The 23972-nt window shown below is 48.8% G+C and carries 24 protein-coding genes and 3 tRNA genes; 6 read left to right on the forward strand and 21 right to left on the reverse strand.

Going from position 1 to position 23972, the window contains the following annotated elements; translation table 11 throughout:
• Positions 1 to 103 precede the first annotated feature (103 nt).
• The 3 genes from QNN88_RS02360 to QNN88_RS02370 form a co-directional block, all read right to left on the reverse strand.
• On the reverse strand, positions 104 to 571 hold the full coding sequence (locus QNN88_RS02360; protein WP_414238806.1) for a hypothetical protein: 468 nt from the start codon (positions 569 to 571) through the stop codon (positions 104 to 106).
• Positions 568 to 1341, reverse strand: a complete 774-nt coding sequence (locus QNN88_RS02365; RefSeq protein ID WP_414238807.1) for a winged helix-turn-helix domain-containing protein — start codon at positions 1339 to 1341, stop codon at positions 568 to 570. The genes QNN88_RS02360 and QNN88_RS02365 overlap by 4 nt, the downstream gene beginning before the upstream one ends.
• 295 nt (positions 1342 to 1636) lie before the next feature.
• Positions 1637 to 2149, reverse strand: a complete 513-nt coding sequence (locus tag QNN88_RS02370) for a LuxR C-terminal-related transcriptional regulator (RefSeq protein ID WP_414238808.1) — start codon at positions 2147 to 2149, stop codon at positions 1637 to 1639.
• A gap of 710 nt (positions 2150 to 2859) precedes the next feature.
• Between QNN88_RS02370 and QNN88_RS02375 the strand changes: the two genes are divergently transcribed.
• A complete protein-coding gene (locus QNN88_RS02375) occupies positions 2860 to 3222 on the forward strand; it encodes a RidA family protein (protein WP_414238809.1) in 363 nt (120 codons plus the stop codon).
• A 113-nt stretch (positions 3223 to 3335) separates the two neighbouring features.
• Here the strand turns inward: QNN88_RS02375 and QNN88_RS02380 are convergent, their stop codons facing one another.
• The 10 genes from QNN88_RS02380 to uvrY all read right to left on the reverse strand — a co-directional run bounded on the left by QNN88_RS02380 (position 3336) and on the right by uvrY (position 13335).
• Positions 3336 to 3956, reverse strand: coding sequence for a LysE family translocator (locus tag QNN88_RS02380; RefSeq protein WP_414238810.1), 621 nt, complete (start codon positions 3954 to 3956; stop codon positions 3336 to 3338).
• An 83-nt stretch (positions 3957 to 4039) separates the two neighbouring features.
• Complete coding sequence (locus QNN88_RS02385) at positions 4040 to 4843, reverse strand: AraC family ligand binding domain-containing protein (RefSeq protein ID WP_414238811.1); 804 nt, start codon at positions 4841 to 4843, stop codon at positions 4040 to 4042.
• Positions 4844 to 5021: 178 nt separating this feature from the next.
• Positions 5022 to 7829: an autotransporter outer membrane beta-barrel domain-containing protein gene (locus QNN88_RS02390; protein WP_414238812.1), complete on the reverse strand. Its 2808-nt coding sequence runs from the start codon at positions 7827 to 7829 to the stop codon at positions 5022 to 5024.
• 859 nt (positions 7830 to 8688) lie between these two features.
• Positions 8689 to 9603 (reverse strand): alpha/beta hydrolase fold domain-containing protein, encoded by a 915-nt coding sequence (locus QNN88_RS02395; RefSeq protein ID WP_414238813.1) that lies wholly within the window; start codon positions 9601 to 9603, stop codon positions 8689 to 8691.
• A 193-nt stretch (positions 9604 to 9796) separates the two neighbouring features.
• Positions 9797 to 9883 (reverse strand) — tRNA-Leu (locus tag QNN88_RS02400).
• 12 nt (positions 9884 to 9895) lie between these two features.
• Positions 9896 to 9969 (reverse strand) — tRNA-Cys (locus QNN88_RS02405).
• Between the two features lie 49 nt (positions 9970 to 10018).
• Positions 10019 to 10094, reverse strand: a tRNA-Gly gene (locus QNN88_RS02410).
• A gap of 150 nt (positions 10095 to 10244) precedes the next feature.
• On the reverse strand, positions 10245 to 10793 hold the full coding sequence (gene pgsA, locus QNN88_RS02415; RefSeq protein WP_042318323.1) for a CDP-diacylglycerol--glycerol-3-phosphate 3-phosphatidyltransferase: 549 nt from the start codon (positions 10791 to 10793) through the stop codon (positions 10245 to 10247).
• Positions 10794 to 10849: 56 nt separating this feature from the next.
• On the reverse strand, positions 10850 to 12682 hold the full coding sequence (gene uvrC, locus QNN88_RS02420; RefSeq protein ID WP_414238814.1) for an excinuclease ABC subunit UvrC: 1833 nt from the start codon (positions 12680 to 12682) through the stop codon (positions 10850 to 10852).
• The gene (gene uvrY, locus QNN88_RS02425) at positions 12679 to 13335 is read right to left on the reverse strand and encodes a UvrY/SirA/GacA family response regulator transcription factor (protein ID WP_414238815.1); all 657 of its coding nucleotides are present in this window, start codon (positions 13333 to 13335) and stop codon (positions 12679 to 12681) included. The genes uvrC and uvrY overlap by 4 nt, the downstream gene beginning before the upstream one ends.
• 347 nt (positions 13336 to 13682) lie before the next feature.
• Between uvrY and QNN88_RS02430 the strand changes: the two genes are divergently transcribed.
• Both QNN88_RS02430 and QNN88_RS02435 read left to right on the forward strand, forming a co-directional pair.
• Positions 13683 to 13799 (forward strand): hypothetical protein, encoded by a 117-nt coding sequence (locus QNN88_RS02430; RefSeq protein ID WP_414238816.1) that lies wholly within the window; start codon positions 13683 to 13685, stop codon positions 13797 to 13799.
• The gene (locus tag QNN88_RS02435; RefSeq protein WP_042318315.1) at positions 13796 to 14020 is read left to right on the forward strand and encodes a DUF2594 family protein; all 225 of its coding nucleotides are present in this window, start codon (positions 13796 to 13798) and stop codon (positions 14018 to 14020) included. Before QNN88_RS02430 ends, QNN88_RS02435 begins: the two co-directional genes overlap by 4 nt.
• A 66-nt stretch (positions 14021 to 14086) precedes the next feature.
• Here the strand turns inward: QNN88_RS02435 and sdiA are convergent, their stop codons facing one another.
• The 8 genes from sdiA to QNN88_RS02475 all read right to left on the reverse strand — a co-directional run bounded on the left by sdiA (position 14087) and on the right by QNN88_RS02475 (position 21490).
• Positions 14087 to 14809: a transcriptional regulator SdiA gene (gene sdiA / locus QNN88_RS02440; protein ID WP_414238817.1), complete on the reverse strand. Its 723-nt coding sequence runs from the start codon at positions 14807 to 14809 to the stop codon at positions 14087 to 14089.
• Between the two features lie 234 nt (positions 14810 to 15043).
• Entirely contained in the window at positions 15044 to 15796 is a 753-nt protein-coding gene (tcyN, locus tag QNN88_RS02445) for an L-cystine ABC transporter ATP-binding protein TcyN (protein ID WP_414238818.1), read from the reverse strand.
• Positions 15793 to 16461 (reverse strand): cystine ABC transporter permease, encoded by a 669-nt coding sequence (gene tcyL / locus QNN88_RS02450; protein WP_042318310.1) that lies wholly within the window; start codon positions 16459 to 16461, stop codon positions 15793 to 15795. The genes tcyN and tcyL overlap by 4 nt, the downstream gene beginning before the upstream one ends.
• 14 nt (positions 16462 to 16475) lie before the next feature.
• The gene (gene dcyD, locus QNN88_RS02455; protein WP_414238819.1) at positions 16476 to 17462 is read right to left on the reverse strand and encodes a D-cysteine desulfhydrase; all 987 of its coding nucleotides are present in this window, start codon (positions 17460 to 17462) and stop codon (positions 16476 to 16478) included.
• 108 nt (positions 17463 to 17570) lie between these two features.
• Positions 17571 to 18371 carry a cystine ABC transporter substrate-binding protein gene (gene tcyJ / locus QNN88_RS02460; RefSeq protein WP_152403981.1) on the reverse strand — a complete coding sequence of 267 codons (801 nt, stop codon included), beginning with the start codon at positions 18369 to 18371 and terminating at the stop codon, positions 17571 to 17573.
• 87 nt (positions 18372 to 18458) lie between these two features.
• Positions 18459 to 19010, reverse strand: coding sequence for a flagella biosynthesis regulatory protein FliZ (gene fliZ / locus QNN88_RS02465; protein ID WP_414238820.1), 552 nt, complete (start codon positions 19008 to 19010; stop codon positions 18459 to 18461).
• Positions 19011 to 19069: 59 nt separating this feature from the next.
• Entirely contained in the window at positions 19070 to 19789 is a 720-nt protein-coding gene (gene fliA / locus QNN88_RS02470; RefSeq protein WP_044257600.1) for an RNA polymerase sigma factor FliA, read from the reverse strand.
• Between the two features lie 162 nt (positions 19790 to 19951).
• Positions 19952 to 21490 (reverse strand): flagellin, encoded by a 1539-nt coding sequence (locus QNN88_RS02475; RefSeq protein WP_414238821.1) that lies wholly within the window; start codon positions 21488 to 21490, stop codon positions 19952 to 19954.
• A gap of 255 nt (positions 21491 to 21745) precedes the next feature.
• Here QNN88_RS02475 and fliD point away from each other — a divergent pair, with 255 nt between their 5' ends.
• Genes fliD through fliT form a run of 3 tightly spaced genes read left to right on the forward strand, consistent with a single transcriptional unit; the run spans position 21746 to position 23946 of the window.
• On the forward strand, positions 21746 to 23152 hold the full coding sequence (gene fliD, locus QNN88_RS02480) for a flagellar filament capping protein FliD (RefSeq protein ID WP_414238822.1): 1407 nt from the start codon (positions 21746 to 21748) through the stop codon (positions 23150 to 23152).
• A 15-nt stretch (positions 23153 to 23167) separates the two neighbouring features.
• Positions 23168 to 23575 carry a flagellar export chaperone FliS gene (gene fliS / locus QNN88_RS02485; protein WP_414238823.1) on the forward strand — a complete coding sequence of 136 codons (408 nt, stop codon included), beginning with the start codon at positions 23168 to 23170 and terminating at the stop codon, positions 23573 to 23575.
• Complete coding sequence (gene fliT, locus QNN88_RS02490) at positions 23575 to 23946, forward strand: flagella biosynthesis regulatory protein FliT (protein ID WP_414238824.1); 372 nt, start codon at positions 23575 to 23577, stop codon at positions 23944 to 23946. Before fliS ends, fliT begins: the two co-directional genes overlap by 1 nt.
• Positions 23947 to 23972 lie beyond the last annotated feature (26 nt).

Genomic DNA, 23972 nt, shown 5'->3' on the forward strand with positions numbered 1-23972 from the left:
TTGTCCTCGGTAAACACTCTCGCCAGCGGCTATCTTACATGGCGAGCGAGGAAACGGATACTGATTGCCGCGTGGGAAACCGCATCTCTGGTACTCAGACTCCTTATCCTTTTTTTCTACAATACAGATAGGGCACATTGGCTTCTGAAAAAATATACGCTGAGTGATATTCATCCACAGTCAGCGTTAACTCACCTCCCTTCTTCAGATAAAATTGGGAGAGTATCGCTTCGAGTTTTTCATCATCAATGGTATCGGAAAAGGTTTTAACAATGCGTATCGTATGTAAAATTCGCGTTCTGAACTGCTGGGTATAGTTAAAATAGACCAGCCGATTCACATTCGTCTCTGTTTCTCCATCGACTTTCCCCGTAATCACAGCCAACCCCTCTTTCTTATGCATCTGGAAGGAAACCGTGCCGACGAAGCGCGCATCGTCAATATTCCAGTCGGCATCACCAATGCAATCCAGGTATGACGGCTTAAAAATCAGGTAAAACAAAAAAACGCTGGAAAAAAGCGTCGTACTGAAAAACGCGATCAGAAGCGATGCTGCCGTATTTTTACTCATTGGCTTAGATTCCAGAAAAAATGAGAAGAGCAGAATGCATCTGTGTCAGACCGGACATCTTTATTACAGACAAATGCCGCAACACGCCCCATTTTTGCGTAGCCAGAAAGAAAGAGATAATTACTGTCCTGACAAAAATTCGGATGCTTTTTAATTAATGAAGTATAATTATCTGTGTTCGGCTGCGTCACTTCGTAATAAACATGACAGTTCATGTCTGTCTTATTATTAATGGGTAGTGCCACAAAGTCCTGGAATGGCATTTTCAATCGATTTTGATACATGAAAATGCAGTTGATTAACGTCACAGCACAGAAAAAGACGCTCCCAATACCGAGCCAACGGGAGTTTTTCATTGGCGTATTTTCGGATAATTCTTTTTCGATGCTCACCGTTTTGATTGCTGCACTTTCAGATCCAGCCATATTCTGAAGAGGAATCGGCTCGACCACGATGGTTGATGACAGTGTTAATCCCTGACGGGAAATAGTTTTTACCATGTCTCTTGGTAAACCTATCTCTTCCAGTGCCTTACGCAATGTTAAAATGGTCTGATAAAACGTATTTGGCAGGGTCACAACATCACGCGCTTTCCAGCCTTCACCTACCAATTCTTTTTGCGCGACAACCCTCCCCTGATTCACAATAAGATAAAGGAAACATGCTGTAGCGGGTTGCTGTAAATAAACAACACCCCCAGTTAATTGATTTTTCAGGCTTCGGGTCTGCGGATTGAACTCTACTGTTCCATTAATTAAGTACAATATCATCGCCATGTCCTTTGGATAAATCCTGTTATCCCCCTAAAATAGTCCTTCATCACCGGTATCGTACACGCTATTACTGCGTCGTTTTTCAAGGCACGATTAGATTTGAGATATCAATGATGTTTTTCGCTTTTAAAGTGGCTTTTATTGCTGCCATCTTCAAGGGCTACCTGATTGATGACATAACATCACGCCTTTGTCACTTCTTTTCACTGGACAAAAGACGCTGTCATCGACGTATCGTCTCCGGGGTATTTTTCCTGATGGGTATCTGGCTATCAATGCAGGATAAGCAAACCTATGGCAGAAATGTGATACTGCGTTCACAGGAATATTTGGCCCTGAAAACGCACCAGTTGCGCATAACCTGCAGAAACAATGCAATATTTTTCATGTTCATTTTTCGCAACGCTCTTAACTGACTATTGCTGATAGCGCCCTCGCTGAGCAACATGTTTCGTGCAATGGCACGCTTTCCGAGTCCCGCCAGATAATATTCAATGATTATCCGTTCCCTGTTCGACAATGACCGGGTATGCATAGGAATGCGCTTATTCTGTTTTAGCTGATCAATTACGTAAAAGTACTCCGTTAAGGGCGCATTTCTGGTCAATGAATAGCATCGTAGTTGTGTAAAATGCGTAAGCGTATCCATTGTATCCGCACGAAGACATTCCATACTGTTTGTAATATAAACATTACCCCCTCCCGGATCAAAAACGACAATATCATGCGATTTAGCAAGATCAGTAAAGAACAGGATTTGCCGCAGACCAGAAGTAAAGTACTGATCATGTGAGAATATATACATTATTCATTAGCTCCACTCATAACAGCGATATTTCCAGGATTTAAAAGTGCATAGTAAATTCATCTATTACAACATTATTTTTTATCGTTTCCACAGCCATTGCCGATTCCTTTCGCCTGGTGATATTTTTCTGAAAATTAATTGAAAAAATCAAATAACCATACAATAAAGACAGCTACGTCTTTGTGATATTGATTATTGCTGTAAATATCTTAAATTGTCATTTTAAATAGCCTTAAACGACCTTAAATGAAATATATCAGTCATCTCAGGTGAAAGTGAGGCTTATAACCATATGATTTATATGGAGATATGGCAAAATATTAAGTTATCAGCACACAATGAAATGATATTAAGGGAATATTGATGCGTGATACAGTCCTGAGCTAGCCTGTCTCCGGCAATGACGCCGGGATAAGGATCCAACGTTTCTCACTAAGGATAAGAAGTTTAAATGCTTTGCTAATTCTTAACACAGAATGTTACTTGCTAAAAATAATATTAATCTATTAACAGAATCAAGAAGTACCCCCTCTGGCGAAAGGCAATGGCCACGACGGCGTATTTTGAAGACATAATAAAAATGTCTTTAAGGACATTTGACCTTTTTTATTTCTCATCCCTGAAATATCCCTTTATTACGTGAATGTCTGAAGCTAGTATGGTGACAGAAACGAATCCATGTACACTAAAGGATAATGACATACATTATGACGACGATAACAAGGTATGAAATAAATGAAGACTGGGCGCTTGCCGGAATGGTTGAGGCTGGCGATTTTGTCTTTGTGAGTTACTGTGTTGGAAACATCGGGCAACCCATTGAAGCACAAATTAATGGCGCGTTTGATGTTCTGAGTGAAAGGCTAAGCACTATCGGCCTGACACTGGAGTCAGTCGTGAAAATTGATGCGCTGTTCCGGGACGTATGGGATATTCCGGTGATGGAAAACGTCATGAAGCAGCGCTTCAAGGGTAAATTTCCGGCCAGAAAATCCATTCAGACTGAATTTGCTCATCGCGGCGGAGCAACAGGAATGCTATTTCAACTTGACGCTATTGCTTACCGATGATATCCCCATCATATTACAGAGCGTTCTTGCGGCGTTATGAATAAGCACACCGCAAGAACACTCTCAGGAATAAGCGGCATACAGAAATAGCAAGCCGTTGACATTACCCGGTATTACCCGCGCTGTGTTAAAAATAAATTCACTGCCAGACTTACAAAGCCACATGAAAACAGGAACCGTAATCCTGACAAAATCATCGGGTGGTTTAATACCTTCGTGCGCATGAAGGATGAAAACACGCCATAAAAGATGAACACAAGTAGCGTCATTATCATGAATATCGAACTCAATATCAGCATGTCGGTTGCGGGTGCGGTTGATGAGATTTGAATGAACTGAGGAAGGAAGGCCAAAAAGAACAATGACAACTTGGGATTTAACAAATTGATAAATATCGCGTGCAGGATCACTTTTACTCCTGACTGAGTAATGTCGCAATCATCCGGTTGTAATATCGATTTCTCTTTCATGATATTCCACGCCATATATAACAGCCACACGACACCCGCATATTTGATGAGAGTGAACGCAATTTCACTGGAGTAGAAAATGGCAGCCAATCCCGTTATAGTGGCTAACATGTGCGGAACAATCCCCAACGTACATCCCACGGCGGCCAGCAAACTCATCGCTGTACCCCGCGATAGCCCCATCGCGATGGTGTAGATAGCGCCGGTGCCCGGCGAAATAATCACTATTAAAGAGGTTAATAAGAACTCGATGTTGATTAGCATGGCATTATCTCTGGTAAATACATAACAGGAGAGTCAGTGTTTATCAGGAGAAGCCTGCAGATCTTGTAGAAAATTGCAGACGGTTACTCAACCACAGCGGTGCGATATTGCCCCGGTGTGATGCCCGTCTGCTTCTGAAACGCATGAGTGAGATGGCTCTGATCGGTAAAACCGGCCATTATTGCAACATCAACCGTTTTCTTGCCCTGCGATAACAGTTTTTTTGCCAGTCGGACCCGGGACTGTAGAAGATAGGCATGCGGCGTCATCCCCACCTCCCTGGAAAAACGGCGAATGAGCTGAAATCGGGAGATATCACACAGAGTCGCTAACCCTGTCAATGTCATGTTCTCCTCTGGAGCATCATCAATGAACTCTTTTACCCGCCGTACCGTCGACGAGTATGGGATACCCCGTGTGGCAGTCAGAGTGTGATGCTTTCCGGCCTGCATCAGACAGCGCAGGATCCTCTCTTCAAGCGCCATCGTATCCGACTCGTTGTTCGTCAACTGGCGAAAAAACTGCCGAATCATCAAACCGAGTACAGGATCATGAACCACCGGTTTCAGGATTAACGCATCTGTGGGTAAGTCGCTATTCCATTCATTTATAAAGACATCAGGATTGATATACAGCATATGCCAACCTCGCGGACCCGCTGGGATCCCGTCGTGAATTTCACCGGGATTGACCATGATGATATCCCCTGTCACCGCATTCACATTGCCGATATTGCTCCATGAGCGTTGACTGCCCTGAGCGAAAACCCCGATACCGAATTGATCATGCGAATGGCGCGGGAATGCGCGCGCTGAATATAGCGACAGTATTTCCACATCAGGCACCACACGTCGGTACAGCTTCACCTGATGAACGTCTTTTTTCATGGTCGTTTTCTCATGGTAACGATGGAGGTAAACATCGACTCTCTCAAGATACCCTCTGAAACGAAGACGGACGACCGATTTTTTGTGATTAGCTGGAACAGTCCCCATTCAGGCCCGAATGAAAAAGGAGCAGGTTTCCCCTGCTCCTCTCCCTTCTCATAAAATAACGGGCCCTTGTTTACCAGTTGTATTTCACGCCTACCATGCCCTGAGCATGACGATAATTGTCGTTCCCCACCTGCCCGGAGACATTTCCCCAGACGGTCAATCGAGGGGTGATTTGCCCTTCCACACCCACTTTCAATTCAGCCAGGTCTTTCACGCCATGAACATTATTTTGCAATTCGCCCATTGTCACTCGTGGACTGTGTGAGTTGTGGATCCAGTTCGCTTCAACAAATGGCTGGATGTCTGCCATTTTGTTCCCTTCGCCAGTGGGTTTACGGTTGATGTACGCTCTGGCGCCCAGACTGGTCATCAGATTGCCGGTGGTGTCCGCTTTCACTTGCGTACCATTGCGTTCCCGATGATCGTCCGCCTGCACATCCATCCAGACTGCCTGTGCTTTCGGTTGGATCCAGTAGGTTAATTTCTGGCTCTCGCCAACCTTCAGGCTGTAACCCGCCTCAATCGCGGCCGTAATCCCTTTGGATTTATACTCTTCACTTGCCTGATACTGACCATTGACGGCGTTATCAAACCAGTTATAGAGCATCCAGGTGTCCACATAGCTTCCGGATTTATCAGGTGCGTTGGCATACCAGGTGCCATATAGACCCACACTGTAACCGTCGACCGTACCACGGGAATGATGGTTGTTTAACGTTGACGTGGTGCGGCTACGGCTGTTGGCATAGCCCGCCATCAACCCAAGATGCCAGCGGTCAAGACCATCCGAACTCCACTGCGCCAGATCGCCGCCAAGTTGCAACACATAGCTATTGCTCTGGGTTTTCAACTGTTCGCTATCGTCGTTAAAGCGCGTATGACTCCCTATGTTACGTAACCACATGCTGGTGGTTTTACTCTCACCGGTTAGCGCATCGGTATACTGCGTTTCGCCCAGACGATCGTGCAAACGCGAGATGAACAGGGTATTGGCAGCCAGGTTATTCGCCAGATAACTGCCAAATTCCGGGCGAACCTGTGAAGGACCACCAGGGTGAACCGGTGCCTGCGGGATTTCTGGCGAAGCTGGCACCCCCGGATCAATGGGGTCAATCGGGTCGCTCAGATCAACAGTGCTGCTTAAAACCCAGTTGTTGCCGCGGCGGATCACATTGTAATCATATGCCCCGGCAACAATGCGGCTTTCTTTCTCAAAAGTCCCACTGGAGTTTCCTGCCACATTGACGATTTCAATCCCTTCGACCGTCTGCGCGCCCATGCCACCAATATTATTGATTGCTACCAGCGTGTGGCCGGAAGTATTTCCCTCTACGATGAGTTTGTCCGTCGCGGAGTTATCGCCAGCGAGTACCGTGTTCATCATCAGGGTGCCACCGCCGGTATAATCGCCTTCCACAGTCAAAGACTTAAACGCGCCAGTATTGCCCGGCGCCAGCATATTCACGCGCCCGCCCGACAGCGACAGGTTAGTGACATGCGAATTGCCGGTCATGTTCCATACCGCACCGTTAGTGATATTCATGTCTACGACGCCAGGGCTGGTCGACGTTGTTGTTGCGGTATAACTGGCCGCGGTTAACCAGGAGTTGGCATTATTGAGTGTCAGATTCAGCGTGCCGCCGTTTGTCGCACCAATATCGCCGTCAACCTGAACGGTTCCGGTTTCTGAGGTGTTCACATCAATCTGGCTGCCAGTGCCTGATGAGAATAGCGACCAGGTTATCGCCGGATTATCATTGATAAATAACCCTTTCTGAATGTCTGCTTTACCTCCGGCAAGAACTTCAATCCCGGAAATATACTCCGCCTGAGAACCTGAAGTGGAAACCGTCAGGTCGTCCTGAAATTCAGCGTAAGTCGTTTCTTCAGGACTGCCATAAAGATAGACACCCCGGGTTGTGTCCACGCCGTTCAATACGGAAACAGACGTTCTCCCTTTGAAGAGGGCCTGACTTTCCCACACGTAGAGTCCCGTGTTGTAATATCCCCCGTTGCTCTGGAGGCTGAAATCCGCATTGGCGATTAATGATGAGGTATCCATCAGCGCGACGCCTATAAGCCAGTGCCCATCTACCCATCCAAGATATTCGTGTTCATATCCGGCACTCGTGCCAAGTGGCGTCAGGTTTTCACCAATCAGGGTCGTGTCGCTGTTAAAGACAAAATCTGTCGAGTTAGCAGAAAGAATGTCCCCCCCAACATTGTCACCAAAAAGATTGTCTATACCTCCATGGACAATGGCCTCAATGAGCGTAGTGCCGGTGAAGGTGAAACGCGAGCGGGTGAGGGAATCGCTACCCACTCTGGATAAAATACCCTGGCTGCTTTTCAGATGGATGAAATTTGCTTCCAGATTTGCGCTGTTGACGACATTATTGGCCTGCGGATAATCACTCGATCCTGCTTTTCTCCCGACCATGATTGCAGATTCATTTGTATCAATCAGAATGTTATCCGCCCTGACGTTCAATGAACTGCCTCCGGATATCAGTATCCCGATGCGTCTGTCAATCGAGTAACTCCCCGGATCGCCATCAACATTGATGTAAAACTGCCCTCCGTCAAAATTGAGTTCCCCCTCATAAAGACCAATACCATGGCGGTGCGTAGAAACCTCATCTACAAGAGGCACGAGCACAGAGAGATTGATTTTATTTTCACCGTCGCTCTCAAAATTTAGTACCCCTCCAGGCCCGGCAAAGAGTCCATAGATATTGGAATAGCTGCCTGTAACCACATTGCTGACAACAACATTGCCTCCGGTGAAGGTCATCGTTCCGCTAAGTGCCCCTCTTTTCCAGGCATAAACCGCCGAACTGTTATCAACAGGGTTATCATTAAATCCTATAATGCTCAAAGTCTTGCCCTGAGCAATATCAATATTCATCCTCCCATTAGTTGTATTGAGTATAGAACGCTGGTAATAATACAGCCCGCTATATCCGCTGGCATCCAGCAACACATCACCCGCCGTTACGGTATGATCACCCGCAGAAATCTGGCTTATACCGGTGGTGTAATTCCGGCTGACTAATTCTTCCGTGTAGACAGGAAAAGCGACTATAACGGTACAACCTGAAGCTGCTAATAATATCTTTTTCAATATCCCTTGAATCATTTGTCTGTCCTCCTAATCCAGCGCATTCATTCCCGGCGCCACAGCAAAAATTTTCGCTAGCCAGAAAGAACATTTCCCCGCTAATGATTTTAAATCAAACAATAACATTACCTTTTCACCAGGATATATTTCATCATTACAGGTTCTTAATAACAGAGTGTCACTTTGCTAATTAAGATAATCAGCATCCAATTCCCATTATTCCGATTTATTAAAATCCCATTACTCCTGACAACAATCCTCTTTGTTTTTAAAAGAAATATTGTTTTTCGGGTGTCATGTAGAAACCGGTAGAATATAAAATTAGATGCACAGAAAGCCACCAAAACTGTACGTTTCAGAATAATGGCTTCATTTTGAATGATAAAATACTCTCGTGACATCAGATGATTTCATCTACTTAAAGTAGAAAAATAGAAATCACCCGTGTCAAATATAGTCAGAAAAATACCAAATGTATAGGATTATTTATTTGTAAAGATGTCATGTTATTTTTATCATTTACTTGTTAAATAGAGACTGGATTATTCCTGGTTTTCGCAGCCCCGATTATATCTCTGTTGCGCATTATATTAACGCGCCTTGTCAGGTATCTCATCTACACTGTTTCAAGCGGCTGAGAATGAATAAAAGAAGCAATTCGACGTATTGCGCTATTTGCTTCCGGTATCTTACCTGCGGATGACTGGAATACGTGCCATAAGCCGTTCCAGACTTCTATTTGAACGTTAACACCGACCTCTGTGGCTTGTTTTGCCAGGCGAACCGAGTCATCAAGAAGTAATTCCTCGCTTCCGGTTTGGATCAGAAGGGAGGGAAGCCCAGTCAGATCGCCATAAAGGGGTGATACCAGGGGATTCGCTATTTCCGCTTCAGAACAGTAATAAGCAACGGTTTGTCGCAGATCCTCAATACAAATCACCGGGTCCTTCGCTGCACAAGAGGAAATACTGGCACCCGATAAGGTGTAATCAAGCATAGGAGATAGCAAAAAACCTGCCCGCGGCAATGGAGAATTTTCGCTTTTGAGTAGCAGGAGCAGAGATAAAACCAATCCACCGCCGCTTGAGTCACCACCAGGAATGATCTCATCAGGGCGATACCCCTGCGCTAATAGCCATTGCCAGGCATATTTGGCATCCATCAAACCGGCGGGAAAGGGATTTTCAGGCGCTAATGAGTAGTTGAGCGTGAGAGCATTTACTTTTGCACAATGGACAATATGTGCAACCAGTTTCCGGTGTGTGATGCTTGATCCCTGACTGTTACCGCCGCCATGAAGATACAGGATGACTTTACGGCTTTCGGCCTGCGAATGTCGCACCCACTCCGCTGAAATTCCCTCTTCATCGATTATTTCTGTGCTGATATTTTCGGGTAACGGCGCATTCATTGCCCCTTCTTCCCATATTCGTCTTTGCTCATGAAGCGGCGTGTTAAGCACAAAATCTATATTGCTCGCATAATTCCTGATGAGTTCTTCCCTTTTACACAGAGCTTCGTTGCTTAACATGATTTCGCCTCACTGCGAATCGGCAGACAGGAGATCAGTATACGGAAAAATCAAAATTGTTCCGGTTGTTTGCGGTCAAGATAACGTTTTCTGTCAGGAAGGATTTCAGGAAATGGAATTTCAGACACAAAAAAACCACCCGTAGGTGGTTTCACGACACTGCTTATTGCTTTGATTATTCTGCTTTTTCCCATGGTACCCGGAGCGGGACTTGAACCCGCACAGCGCGAACGCCGAGGGATTTTAAATCCCTTGTGTCTACCGATTCCACCATCCGGGCTCGGGAAGAAAGTGGAGGCGCGTTCCGGAGTCGAACCGGACTAGACGGATTTGCAATCCGCTACATAACCGCTTTGCTAACGCGCCTTAAATCTTTGTCTTGCGACGGACACCCGCAAATGCCGATGTCTTAAACTGGAGCGGGAAACGAGACTCGAACTCGCGACCCCGACCTTGGCAAGGTCGTGCTCTACCAACTGAGCTATTCCCGCATCATCAAGTAAATCGTTAATCACTTGATTTTACTGTCGTCTGGCAATCTGAGCTGCCGTTCGATGCGTTGCATTCTACTTACCTGACGCAATGAGTCAACGATATTTTTCGCCACTGACGCTCGTTTGCTGAAATTTACGGCGAAACGATCACTGATCAAGCAAATCTCCGCGTGCGGCGTTCAGATACTGAAACATCGACCATAGCGTCAGCACGGCAGCGACGAAGAACAGCGCTATACCCGCGTACTCTACCCAGATGTTTGGACGCCACAGCAGCCAGGCCAGCGCCGCCATTTGCGAGGTGGTTTTGACTTTGCCTATCCAGGAGACCGCTACACTGCTACGCTTGCCCAGTTCCGCCATCCATTCACGCAAAGCAGAGATGATGATTTCCCGTGCGATCATCGTGGCCGCAGGCAGTGTCACCCACCAACTGTGATAGTGCTCGGTCACCAGCACCATCGCAATCGCCACCAGAACTTTATCTGCAACCGGGTCGAGAAACGCGCCAAAACGCGTACTCTGATTCCAGCGACGCGCCAGAAAGCCGTCAAACCAGTCGGTCACCGCAGCGATACAGAAGATCAGCGCGGCAACGAATGGTGCCCAGGTGAATGGCAGATAAAACACCACGACAAAGAATGGGATAAGTATGACGCGAAACAGCGTAAGCAACGTTGGAATATTAAATTGCATAGTGACGGGTAACTATCTGTTGTCAGAGAATTTACCCCTATGTTGCTACAGCAGACTCAATGTTTCAACGACCAGAAGATCTTTTCTGCCAGACCTTGCGAAATACCCGGCACTTTTGCAATTTCTTCAACGCTGGCGTTACGTAATCCTTGCAAACCCCCCATATATTTCAACAACATTTGGCGACGTTTCGGCCCTACGCCTTCAATAGTCTCCAGCGTACTGGTGTTTTTCACCTTCGCCCTTTTTTTACGGTGACCGCCAATAGCATGATCGTGTGACTCATCGCGGATATGTTGGATGACATGCAGCGCCGGCGAATCCGGCGGGAGACTGAACCCCTCGCCTTCGGGTTCAAAGAACAGCGTTTCCAGACCAGCTTTACGGTCAGCGCCTTTCGCAACGCCCAGCAGCAGAGGGTGATTTTTATCCCAGGGCACATCCAGCTCAGCAAAAACGGCCTTTGCCTGCCCCAGTTGCCCCTTTCCGCCATCGATCAGGATCACATCCGGAATCTTACTTTCTTCAATGGCCTTGCCATAACGACGACGCAGAACCTGGTTCATTGCCGCATAGTCGTCACCCGGCGTGATGCCGGTGATATTGTAGCGCCGGTATTCCGCTCGCAGCGGCCCGTTCGCATCAAAGACTACGCAGGATGCCACCGTCTGCTCGCCCATCGTGTGGCTGATATCGAAACATTCCATCCGTTTGACCGCTGGCAATTTCAGCACGGACGCCAGCGCCGTCAGACGTTGGGTAATCGTCGACTGTTGCAACAGTTTCGTCGTCAGTGCCGTGGCGGCATTGGTCCGCGCCAGCTTGAGGTAACGTGCGCGATCGCCGCGGGGTTTTGTCTGCACATTGATTCGGCGCCCGGCCAGTTCAGAAAGTGAATCTGCCAGTAGCGTTTTGTCATCCAGAGTGAAATCCAGCAGGATCTCACCAGGCAATGTGCGCATCTGGCTGCCCTGGAGGTAGAATTGCCCGACGAAGGTTTCCACCACTTCGCCCAGTTCAGTCCCTCCCGGCACTTTCGGGAAATAACTGCGGCTTCCCAGCACTTTCCCCTGGCGGATAAAGAGCACGTGTACACAGGCCATACCGGCATCGAACGCCACGCCGATCACGTCCAGGTCGTCACCCGCATTGGAAACAAACTGTTTCTCCGTCACCCGACGCACGGCCTGGATCTGATCGCGTATCCGCGCGGCCTCTTCGAACGCCAGATTTTGACTGGCCTTCTCCATCCGCGCGATCAGTTGGGTCAGGACCTGGTCGTCTTTACCGGATAAAAACAGCCGGACGTAGTCTACCTGCTGCGTATACTCTTCTTCACTTACCAGTCCCTCGACGCAGGGCCCCAGGCAACGGCCAATCTGATACTGCAGACACGGTCGTGAGCGATTGCGATAAACGCTGTTTTCACACTGGCGGATCGGGAAAATCTTCTGTAACAGCGCCAGCGTTTCACGCACGGCATAGCCGTTGGGAAACGGCCCAAAGTATTCGCCACGAGTATGTTTCGCCCCACGGTGCATCGCCAGTCGGGGATGCGTGTCCGCGCTGAGAAAGATAAAGGGGTAAGATTTGTCGTCGCGCAGCAGCACGTTGTAGCGAGGTTGATAAAGCTTGATGTAGTTGTGCTCAAGCAGCAACGCTTCTGTTTCGGTGTGCGTCACCGTCACATCGATTTGCTGAATGAGCGCCACCAGCGCTTCGGTCTTACGCGAAGCCAGGTTGCTGCGGAAATAACTGGAAAGCCGTTTTTTCAGGTCTTTCGCTTTACCCACATAGATGACCGTACCACCGGCATCATACATACGATAAACGCCGGGTTGACTGGTTACGGTTTTTAGAAACGCTTTCGCGTCAAACTGATTACTCACTGGCTTGTTAACGTCTCCGCATTACACAGGCCATGGCGAATTGCCAGGTGAGTCAGCTCAACATCACCATGAATGTTTAGTTTACTGAACATACGATAGCGATAGCTGTTCACCGTTTTAGGACTGAGATTCAACTGCTCCGAAATCTCATTAACCTTCTGACCTTTGGTGATCATCAGCATAATCTGCAATTCACGCTCAGACAAACTAGCAAACGGGGTTTCCGTTTTTTCGGGTTCAATCTGGCTTAATGCCATTTGCTGGGCGATGTCAGAAGCAATGTATCTCTGCCCGGAATAAACCAGGCGGATGGCATTTACCACGTCCTGGGGCGCAGCGCCCTTACTCAGGTAACCTGCAGCTCCGGCCTGCATCACTTTTGCAGGCAGTGGGTTTTCCGTGTGGACGGTTAACATAATCACTTTAATATCGGCAGTTGAACGCGCAATTTTGCGCGTGGCCTCAAGGCCACCGATACCGGGCATGTTCATGTCCATCAACACAACGTCGACGGTGTTGGCGCGACACCATTTTACGGCATCCTCACCGCAACCGACTTCACCGACAACTTTTATACCCTTTATATCTTCAAGAATGCGTCGTATCCCTGCGCGCACCAGTTCGTGGTCATCAACAAGAAGAACGTTGATCAAAGGAATATCTCCAGAATAGGGATAACGCTACTGATAGTGGATCGCCACTATATTAGCGGGTTTTATCTCAACTTTAAAACGTAAAAAACGTCCGGTAACCGATTTTGCTCTCGTTTTCGGAAATTAGTCTGTACGCTTTGTGGAAACTTACGCTAAGAACAGCCAGTTACACGCGCTATTTCAGAAACAAGGTTTCACAATAGTGACAAAAACTCGCTTTCTCTCGCTTAAATGCTAAATAGACAGGTAAGTTTGTAACAATAATTAACGAGTAAAATACTCGGAATAAACAATAAATGAGGAAAATATAGACTTCTTATGTTGTTGTTTAATTTAACTCCGCTGGTGTGATTTCCGATCGAAAAACAACCACTGCTATTTTTCCCTCAGCTTATGGTATACTCCGCGGCCTTAACATTTACCATCGCACATTTTTACTGAAACATTACGAGGAAAATAAATGAGTACGCCTGATTTTTCCACTGCCGAGAATAATCAAGAACTGGCTAATGAAGTCACCTGCCTGAAGGCGCTGTTAACGCTGATGCTACAAGCTATGGGCCAGGCCGATGCAGGCCGCGTGATTCTTAAAATGGAAAAACAGATAGCGCTGGTCGAAGACGACGCGCAGGCTGCAGTATTTTCCAGCACTGTTAAGCAAATTAAACAAGCTTATCGTCAGTAAAGAAAAACCGGCTGAGAGCAGTGCTTTCAGCCGGTTTATTGTCTGCCACGCAGAACGTTTATTGTTTCAGATAAGACCGGTCGCCGCGGCATAGCATGCAATCTGTGTCTTATTCGGTGCGTTGAATTTCTTCTGCATATTCTTCTGATGAAAGTTAACGGTGTTTTCTGATATCGACAGAATCATCGCAATTTCAGAAGAAGTCTTTCCTTCCGCCGTCCATTTCAGAATCTCTTTTTCCCGTTTGCTAAACCGCATTTCCGGCGCCATCACCATCTCATCTTCGAGTCGGGAGAGCACGGTTAAGCTTTCGCGAACCAGCAGTTGCAGTTTCAATTCCACTTCATCACCTGCAAAAGGCGTATTACGCAGACTCGACCGCGAGACCGAGAGAAAGCCCAATGCACGGTTCGGCAACATAAGACACTGCGTGACCCCTTTGCGTAATCCGTGCGAACGGGCAGCATCCCACATCGTCTGCGCATCACTGAATAATGCGTCATTCCAGGGAAGATGTCCCTGAATGAAGTTTTCTGGCTTTAACACCGGATCGATGGCGAAATAATTTTCCGCCTGATATTGCGAAACCCACGCATCGGGATAGGTGGTATGAAGGGAAATTTTAGGGCGGGTAAACGGAACCGGATGTCTGACACACAGCGCGTAATAATCAAATTCCAGCAATTGTGTCTGCTGCTGTAATTCGCTGTAGACGTCCTCTGCGCTGGTCATTTCGTGAAAGCGTAGCAACATCGTCCGTCGCCAGGTAAAGAAATCTAAATCCTGCATACTCAGTATTCGCGCCTTGAGAGTGATAATCATTTTTAATGTAAGAAATAACCTATCACATAAACCTACGATAGATATATAAAATATCGGTCAGGGATCCAATTACTTGAGTCTTGTTTCAACAGGCGTATTTCGCCCGCAGAAATGTGTTCATAGTCATGCGTTTGATATTACTATTTATGCATCTCCACTCGCCCGAAATGTGATAATCCCGGGCGAGTGGAGAAAAACCGATTATTGAAGCAGAAACTTCTCAAGGAACTGACGCGTTCTCGGTTGCTGTGGATTGGCAAATAGCGCTTTGGCCGGGCCCTGTTCCACAATTCGCCCCTGGTCCATAAATATCGCCCGATCCGCAACATCGCGGGCAAAGCTCATTTCATGCGTCACAATCACCATGGTGCGTTTTTCCTGCGCCAGTTGGCGGATAGTGCTCAGCACCTCCCCCACCAGCTCAGGGTCAAGCGCCGAGGTCGGTTCATCGAACAAAATCACCTCCGGGCGCATCGCCAGCGCGCGGGCGATCGCCACACGCTGCTGCTGCCCGCCGGATAATCGCCGGGGGTAACTGGTCTCTTTCCCGGCCAGCCCGACTTTCGCCAACAGTTCGCGCGCCCGAGCCATGGCCTCTTCTTTCCCCTCCCCCTTAACGATAACCGGACCTTCAATGATGTTCTCCAGCACCGTTCTGTGGGGAAAGAGATTAAAGCTCTGGAATACAAAGCCGACATGCTGACGCAACTGGCGAATAAGCGTTCGTTGCTGACTCAGCGATCGCGCCGTATCAATGGTGATATCACCGACGGTGATCGTACCCGCTTCCGGCTGTTCCAGCAGATTAATACTGCGCAGTAGCGTCGTTTTTCCTGACCCGCTGGGGCCGATAATCGCGACCACCTCGCCCGTCTGCACTTGCAGATCGATGCCGTGCAGCACCGTCTGACCATGGAATTTTTTTACCAGGTTTTTTACGTCGATCGCACTCATTTCGGCTCTCTCTCCTGGCGGTTCAGTTGATTTTCAAAATAGTTCTGCAACGAAGACAAGACGGTTGCCATGATCCAGTAGATCAGTGAGGCCGCCAGATACATGGTGAAGACCTCCAGCGTGCGCGAGGTGATCAACTGCGCCTGACGGAACAGTTCTGGCACCTGAATGGTGGCCGCCAGCGACGTGTCTTTCACCAGGCTGATAAAACTGTTGCTCAGCGGCGGCAGCGCTACTCTGGCGGCCTGCGGTAAAATGGCGCGACGCATCGTCTGCCACGGCGTCATCCCGATACTCGCAGCCGCTTCCCACTGCCCTTTGTCAATCGATGAAATCGCCGCGCGCAGCGTCTCTGCGGCATAGGCTGCCGTATTGAGCGACAGGCCAATCATTGCGGACGGCACCGGATCCAGCTCAATACCAAACTGCGGCAGACCGTAGTAGATCATAAACAGTTGTGCGATAAGCGGCGTACCGCGAAAAATAGAGATATAGAAACGCGCCAGCCAGCGCAGAGGCAGCAGCGGCGACAGGCGCATCAGCGCGAGGATAAACCCCAGCAGCAGGCCGAAGAACATTCCGCCAATACTTAACTGCAACGTAAATACCGCCCCTTTGAGCAGATACGGCAGGGAATCAATGACCAGTTGGATACTTTCTTGCATGAGCTTATCCGAAATTACACGTGAGGATGGTAGGCAAACAGCGCAGGCGCTCCACCGGTATGGATGAAGAGAACCGGGCCCTCGTCTTTAAAGCGTTTCTGACTGATTCCGTCAATCAGTCCGGCCATCGCTTTTCCGGTGTATACCGGGTCGAGAAGGATCCCTTCCAGACGCGCCAACAGCTTCACGGCTTCCATCCCCTCTTCATTTGGCGTGCCGTAACCGGGCGCATAGTAGTCATCCCACAGCAAAATCTCCGCCGACGCCGTCAGTTCCAGTTCGCGGGCGATAGCCTGCTGTAGCGCCACCACTTTTGGCTTTTGTTCGGCGACCTTACGAGAGACCGTTACGCCAATCAGCTCGACATCTGGCATCAGTTGTTCAAGGCCAATCGCCAGCCCGGCGTGCGTTCCTGCACTGCCAGATGCTACCACCACCGAAGAGAGCTGCACCGCGCCTTCGCACTGTTGCGCAATCTCCAGCGCGCTTTCGACATAACCTAACGCCCCCAGGACATTTGAACCGCCGACCGGAATAATGTAAGGACGAAAGCCCTGCGCTTCGATTCGGGTGGCCAGTTCTTGCAATTGGGGATCCGGTTCATTTAGCGCATCGCACATCTCAATCTGTACGTTGAACAGATCCAGCAGCAGTCGGTTGCCGTTGGTGAGATAGTTTTCCTCCGTGGTGCCAATGGGGTTTTCCAGCAGCGCCACGCAATGCAGACCCAGCTTCGCCGCGACCGCCGCCGTCTGACGCACGTGGTTAGACTGAATCGCGCCTGCCGTGATCAGCGTATCAGCGCCTTCGCGCAGCGCCTCTGCGGCCAGGAACTCAAGCTTGCGCAGCTTATTGCCGCCCATCGCCATCGGTGTCACATCATCGCGTTTGATGAAAATATCCCGTCCCAGGTAGTCCGAAAAACGCGGCAGGTATTCCAGCGGCGTCGGCGCGCCGATAAATTCCAGACGCGGAAAGCGTGTCAGGTTGTGCAGTGGCATAAAGCCTCCGGTTATTCGTTGTTGTGATGTTCTTTTTTATTATGCACGTTCAAACGCATGAAATAAAAAAGGCGCTGATGAAAGCGCCTTTTTTTCTCACTGTTCGGACTATTTAGTGACATCCGCGCCAAACCACTTCTCAGAAAGCGCCTTCAGCGAACCGTCTTTCTGCATTTCGGCAATCGCTGCATCCACGGCTTTGAGCAGATCGTCGTTGCCTTTACGCAGCGCAACGCCGGACTCCTGACGGGAGAAAGCTTCACCAGTCACCGCCAGCGTATCTTTGGTCTTTTTAACCAGATCCAGCGCTGCCAGACGATCCACCAGAATGGCGTCGATACGGCCTACGCGCAGATCCTGATATTTGGTCGGATCATCGTCATAAGTGCGAATGTCAACGCCCTGTACGTTCTGGCGCAACCACTCTTCATAGTTGGTACCCAGACCCACGCCCACTTTCTTATCTTTCAGATCGGCGGCGGTTTTAATTGCGCCTTCATTGCCTTTTTTCACCAGTGCCTGGATACCGGAAACGGTATAAGGGGTAGAGAAATCATATTTCTTTTTGCGCTCATCGGAGATAGTCACCTGGTTGATCACCACATCGATGCGTTTAGAGTCCAGTGAGGCCAGCATCCCGTCCCATTTGGTCGGTTTCAGCGTCGCTTTCACGCCCAGATGCTTTGCCAGTTCTTCGGCAAACTCCACTTCGAAACCGGTCAATTTACCGTCATCCCCCTGGAAACTGAATGGCGGATAAGTGCCTTCCAGTCCCACCAGCAGCGTGCCGCGATCTTTAACCTTCTTCAGCAGACCTTCATCTGCAAACGTTTTTGCGCTCATTCCTGCGACAAGCGCCACAGCCATCACGCCCATCAGCGCCTGACGCCCCAGAAGTGCTAATTTCATATTTACCCCGAATGTTGTTATGAATGCCCGTAGTGTAAAGCGTTTATGGGTAACGACATAAACCACTCCGCTACATCTTATTCATTTTTAATATATATCAGAAGTCATCCGGAGGGAGGAATTCTGTTGCGGATCGGGGCGGATATGCGCTTTATATTGCGCGTATTTGCGCAGCGCGATGCGATAGTTGTTGGTGCTGGTCTCCGGCAGCCACGGCGCCAGGTTTTCATCAAGGTAACCGTCCTGGAGCAGATCGTGAGAAATTTTCTGCTCGCTGAGATGATTACCGAGACGACGCAAACGGACGACATACTCGCGTACGGTCCCGTGGCTCATTTCGGTCTGTTCAAACAGGAATTGTTTAAAACCAATGATATCGAAGAAGTCACTCTGGGTTTTGCAGTGTAAATCGCCGCAGAAACGGCAGAGTGCGACCCACTCTTTCTGCTCCTGCTGCCAGGCCGCTTCATCCATGAGGGTATCCAGTCGGGAAATGGCGATTTTGTTGACGATCTGCCCTTTGCGCACCAGCGTGATCCGATCCAGTAACTTGTGGCAATGGGCGCAATGCGTCTGGCTGTGTTTAAAGTCTTTGAGGTAGCGGCTTAGAGGCCGTCTTTTTGATTGCTGCACCGTCATGAGAACTCCTGGTAGTCAATACGTTGTGCGGCATTTTTCAGCATCGACAACGTCGTTCGCTATAACTTACCCAGCTTCGTGCGTAACCGTTTTATGGCCTGACTGTGCAACTGGCTGACCCGTGACTCCCCGACTTCCAGAACCGCGCCAATCTCTTTGAGATTGAGTTCTTCCTGGTAATAGAGCGTGAGCACCAGTTGTTCACGTTCCGGAAGTGCTTCAATGGCATCCATCACGCGCTGGCGCAAATTGCTCTCAAGGAGCTGTTGTAACGGGTTTTCCTGCTGGTGTTCTTCTGTCACCAGCTCGATACTATCGCCATGCTCTTCCCGCCACTCGTCATAGGAGAAGAGTTGGCTGTTGTTGGTATCAAGCAACATCTGACGATATTCTTCTACAGGAATCGCCAGCCGCTCCGCCACCTCAGTTTCCGTCGCGTTGCGCCCTAATTCCTGTTCCAGTTGCCCCATCGCCTGTGCCACTTCGCGGGCATTACGCCGGACACTACGCGGCACCCAGTCGCGGCTGCGTAGTTCATCCAGCATCGCCCCACGAATACGCTGCACTGCGTAAGTGGTAAATGCCGTTCCTTGCAGAGCGTCATATCGGTCAACTGCATTCAATAACCCGATACCGCCCGCCTGTAGCAGATCGTCCAGTTCTACGCTCGCGGGCAAACGCACCTGCAGGCGCAATGCTTCGTGACGCACCAGCGGTACATAACGCTGCCACAGCGAGTGTTTATCCATTACACCTTCAGCGGTATACAGTGAATTCACGATAAACAGCCCTGCGTTAAATGAGTTATCGGCATGATTATCCGTTTCTGCAGGGGTTTTAATCGGGTGAATAGTGGGTGAAATGAGGGGTTATTTAGGGGTTACCGGTAAAGCCAGAACGAAAAAACCCCGCCGGAGCGGGGTTTGCGCAAGAAGCGTAAATTAACGCAGCAGAGACAGGACGTTCTGCGGAACCTGGTTGGCCTGTGCCAGTACAGAGGTACCCGCTTGTTGCAGGATCTGTGCTTTGGACATGTTGGACACTTCGGTCGCGTAGTCAGCATCTTCGATACGGCTACGTGCAGAAGTCAGGTTGTTAACGGTGTTGCCCAGGTTAGTGATGGTAGAATCGAAACGGTTCTGTACCGCACCCAGGTCAGAACGCAGGGCGTCAACCTGTGCCAGCGCAGCGTCGATCACAGCCAGCGGGTCTTCAGTGCTGGTGCTGGCTTTCGCCACGTCTTCGTTAACCAGTTTAGCGCTACCGTTTTTGTCGGTAGTCAGGTACATGACTTTATCGTCAGCATCGTTAGTCACAACGCCGTCAACGTCAACGTTATAGGTTGCACCGCTTGACTTCAGCGTGCTACCTGTTTTGGTTGCACTAACATTCTGCAGGTCAGTCAGCGTAGCGGCTTTGTTGGCGGTTGTTGCGTTAGTGGTCAAGGTTCCACTTTGAGAAGCATACAGTGCTACGTCAGTCTTAACTGTCGCTTTATCTCCAGTAACTTCTTCATCAGCAACAGTGAAGGTGACGGTTTTTCCATCGACTTTCGCCGTATAGATACCATTACCAAACTCATCAGAGTCAGCTTTTGCGGTGAATTCCATGCCGTCATAAGTGAATTTATCACCCGCTTTTGCACCAGCACCTAATTTTGCCAGGCCCTCAGCACTATCATTTTGGTCTGCAGTGGTTGTATAAATGGTGGAAGCTGTATTACCAACTGTGGCCGTATCAATTAAGCTGCCATCTTTCGCACTAACATACAGTGCCTTACCATCGTTCATTACCGTCTGCGATTTAACATCAACAGTAATTTTGGTTGATTCAGCAGAATAACCAGCATCCCCAGGATTTTTAGTACCATCGCTAACCATAGCGGTGTAATTATCAGTACCGGTCGCGCCGAACTTAGAGATCAGATCGCTGGCAGTAGCTTTCTGCGCGCCATTCACGCGGAAGTCAGACACGCCCAGGCTCTGGGTGTCGATTTTTTTCAGGTCGATGGAGATGGTTTCGCCGTCGTTAGCGCCAACCTGGATTTTCAGGGTGTTGTCCTGAGCCAGAACTTTCACGCCGTTGAACTGAGTCTGACCGGATACGCGGTCGATTTCGCTCAGGCGCTGGGTGATTTCGTTCTGGATAGAGGTCAGGTCGCTATCGGAGTTCGTTCCGTTAGTTGCCTGAACAGTCAGTTCACGCACACGCTGCAGGTTGTTGTTGATTTCGTTCAGTGCGCCTTCAGTCGTCTGCGCAATGGAGATACCGTCGTTAGCGTTACGAGAAGCCTGAGTCAAGCCCTTAATGTTAGAGGTGAAACGGTTAGCAATCGCCTGACCCGCAGCGTCATCTTTCGCGCTGTTGATACGCAGACCGGAAGACAGACGCTCAATAGCAGAGCTCAGGGTAGACTGAGATTTGTTCAGGTTGTTCTGGGTCAACAGCGACAGGCTGTTTGTATTAATGACTTGTGCCATGATCTTTTCCTTATCAATTACAACTTGATGTTATTGGGCTGTTGCCCACGGTTTCTCACCGTAACCCTTGTATCGGCACCTGAATTTCGAACTTTAGAGAATTTTGAGTTTCCCAATCATTTTTTCTTAGCCATTGAAATACCCTCTTTATACGCCATTATTCCGGGCATTATTTTTCGAAAACTATTATTAAACTTTGCCCCGGGATTGCCGATAACGCGTTTAACTACTGTTTGCAATCAAAAGGAATAAGGCATGGCTTCGTTTACATCATTGGGCGTAGGCTCAAACTTACCACTGGACACATTGCTGACGAACCTGACCACTGCAGAAAAAAAACGCTTAACGCCTATTACACAGCAACAGAGCGCAAATACCGCGCGCTTAACGGCTTATGGCACGCTTAAAAGCGCACTGGAAAAGTTTCAGACCGCCAACACCACGCTGAACAGTGCCGATCTTTTTAAGAGCACAACCATTACCAGCAGCACGGAAGATTTAACCGCAACGACGACTGCGGGCGCAGCAGCAGGAACTTACACCATCAGCGTCACGAAGTTGGCGCAAGCACAGTCACTCAGTACCACAGTAGACATCAGTTCCACGAAAGATGCGTTGGGTGATACCTCTTCTGACACTCGCACCATCAAAATTGAACAAGCCGGGCGTAAAGAACCGCTGGAAATTAAACTGTCGAAAGACCAGACGTCTCTGGAAGGTATTCGTGATGCAATTAACGATGCCGATAGTGGTATTTCGGCCAGTATCGTCAAAGTAAAAGAAGGTGATTATCAGTTAGTTCTCACTGCCGACTCTGGCACTGAAAACAAGATGACAATTTCGGTTGAAGGCGACAGCAAACTTAACGATTTATTAGCCTATGACAGCACCGCTGGCAGTGGGAATATGAAACAGCTGGTTAGTGCGCAAAATGCGCAGCTTACCGTTAATGGTATCGAGATTGAACGTCCCAGTAATACGATTACCGATGCGCCGCAGGGCGTCACGCTGAATCTGACCAAAGAAGTCACCGACGCACGCCTGACGGTCACCAAAGACAATAGCAAAGCGACAGATGCGATTAAAGGCTGGGTGGATGCATACAATTCCTTGCTTGATACCTTCTCGTCACTGACCAAGTACACTGAAGTGGATCCAGGCGCAGAAGAACAGGATCAAAATAACGGTGCACTGCTCGGCGATAGCGTTGTACGTACGATTCAGACGGGTATTCGCGCTCAGTTTTCTAATGCCGGCAGCACTGGAGCCTTTAAAACCCTGAGCGAAATTGGCATCACATCCGACGGCACGACCGGTAAATTAAAAATCGACGATGCCAAACTGAAAAAAGCGCTGGATGAAAATACCGCTGGCACACGCGAATTGTTGGTTGGTGACGGTAAAGAAACCGGCATCACCAGCAAAATTGCAGAGCAAATTAAAGATTATCTGGCCGATGACGGCATTATTGATAGCGCACAAGATAATATTAACGCCACACTGAAAAAGCTGACCAAGCAATATCTGGCCGTCAGCAGCAGTATTGACGATACCATCGCGCGATACAAAGCTCAGTTCACGCAACTGGATACCATGATGAGTAAACTCAACAGTACCAGCAGCTACTTAAGCCAGCAATTTACGGCGATGACCAGTTCCTGATAACCAGAGGTAAACATGTATACCGCGAGCGGTACCAAAGCTTATGCGCAAGTCAGCGTGGAAAGCGGCGTAATGAGTGCGAGTCCGCACCAGTTGATCGAAATGTTGTTTGATGGCGCAAACAGTGCCCTGGTACGTGCTCGTCTGTTTTTAGAGCAAGGGGATATTGTCGCCAAAGGGGAAGCGCTCAGTAAGGCTATCAACATCATTGATAACGGTCTGAAAGCGGGACTGGATCAGGAGAATGGCGGCGAACTCGCCAGCCATCTCTCCTCACTGTATGACTATATGATCCGCCGTTTATTACTCGCGAATTTGCGCAATGACAGTCAAGCCATTGAAGAAGTGGAAGGGTTACTCGGCAACATTGCAGAAGCCTGGAAGCAGATTTCACCAAAAGCATCTTCCCAGGAGTCTCGTTAATGACCTCAGCCGTGGAGTTTATCAACCGTTGGCAGCGCATCGCGCTGCTCAGTCAGTCGCTGCTCGAACTTGCGCAGCGGGGTGAATGGGACCTTTTACTGGAACAGGAAGTCACCTATCTGCAAAGTATTGAAGCGGTCGTTGAAACGCAAACTCCACCGGGTATGACACGCAGTATTCAGGATCTCGTTGCCAGCCATATCAAACAGACGCTGGATAACGAAGAGCTTCTAAAAGTTTTACTGCGCCAACGGCTCGATGAACTCAGTGGTCTGATCGGTCAATCGACGCGTCAGCAGTCACTCAACAATGCTTATGGCCGGCTTTCTGGCATGCTGCTGGTACCCGACGCACCCACAGCCCCGCAATAAATTCCCGCTACGTTGGCAAAAATCTT

Source organism: Citrobacter sp. ANG330, assembly GCF_047467925.1.
GTDB lineage: Bacteria > Pseudomonadota > Gammaproteobacteria > Enterobacterales > Enterobacteriaceae > Citrobacter_A > Citrobacter_A amalonaticus_G.

Bases quoted from the DNA above. Each gene is read 5' to 3' on its own strand.
- sdiA (WP_414238817.1), bottom strand. From the start codon at position 14,809: ATGCAGGATTTAGATTTCTTTACCTGGCGACGGACGATGTTGCTACGC.
- fliT (WP_414238824.1), top strand. From the start codon at position 23,575: ATGACCTCAGCCGTGGAGTTTATCAACCGTTGGCAGCGCATCGCGCTG.
- fliS (WP_414238823.1), top strand. From the start codon at position 23,168: ATGTATACCGCGAGCGGTACCAAAGCTTATGCGCAAGTCAGCGTGGAA.
- fliZ (WP_414238820.1), bottom strand. From the start codon at position 19,010: ATGACGGTGCAGCAATCAAAAAGACGGCCTCTAAGCCGCTACCTCAAA.
- QNN88_RS02360 (WP_414238806.1), bottom strand. From the start codon at position 571: ATGAGTAAAAATACGGCAGCATCGCTTCTGATCGCGTTTTTCAGTACG.
- QNN88_RS02370 (WP_414238808.1), bottom strand. From the start codon at position 2,149: ATGTATATATTCTCACATGATCAGTACTTTACTTCTGGTCTGCGGCAA.
- tcyJ (WP_152403981.1), bottom strand. From the start codon at position 18,371: ATGAAATTAGCACTTCTGGGGCGTCAGGCGCTGATGGGCGTGATGGCT.
- QNN88_RS02365 (WP_414238807.1), bottom strand. From the start codon at position 1,341: ATGATATTGTACTTAATTAATGGAACAGTAGAGTTCAATCCGCAGACC.
- QNN88_RS02375 (WP_414238809.1), top strand. From the start codon at position 2,860: ATGACGACGATAACAAGGTATGAAATAAATGAAGACTGGGCGCTTGCC.
- pgsA (WP_042318323.1), bottom strand. From the start codon at position 10,793: ATGCAATTTAATATTCCAACGTTGCTTACGCTGTTTCGCGTCATACTT.
- QNN88_RS02380 (WP_414238810.1), bottom strand. From the start codon at position 3,956: ATGCTAATCAACATCGAGTTCTTATTAACCTCTTTAATAGTGATTATT.
- tcyL (WP_042318310.1), bottom strand. From the start codon at position 16,461: ATGCAAGAAAGTATCCAACTGGTCATTGATTCCCTGCCGTATCTGCTC.
- QNN88_RS02435 (WP_042318315.1), top strand. From the start codon at position 13,796: ATGAGTACGCCTGATTTTTCCACTGCCGAGAATAATCAAGAACTGGCT.
- QNN88_RS02385 (WP_414238811.1), bottom strand. From the start codon at position 4,843: ATGAAAAAAGACGTTCATCAGGTGAAGCTGTACCGACGTGTGGTGCCT.
- fliD (WP_414238822.1), top strand. From the start codon at position 21,746: ATGGCTTCGTTTACATCATTGGGCGTAGGCTCAAACTTACCACTGGAC.
- dcyD (WP_414238819.1), bottom strand. From the start codon at position 17,462: ATGCCACTGCACAACCTGACACGCTTTCCGCGTCTGGAATTTATCGGC.
- QNN88_RS02395 (WP_414238813.1), bottom strand. From the start codon at position 9,603: ATGTTAAGCAACGAAGCTCTGTGTAAAAGGGAAGAACTCATCAGGAAT.
- QNN88_RS02475 (WP_414238821.1), bottom strand. From the start codon at position 21,490: ATGGCACAAGTCATTAATACAAACAGCCTGTCGCTGTTGACCCAGAAC.
- tcyN (WP_414238818.1), bottom strand. From the start codon at position 15,796: ATGAGTGCGATCGACGTAAAAAACCTGGTAAAAAAATTCCATGGTCAG.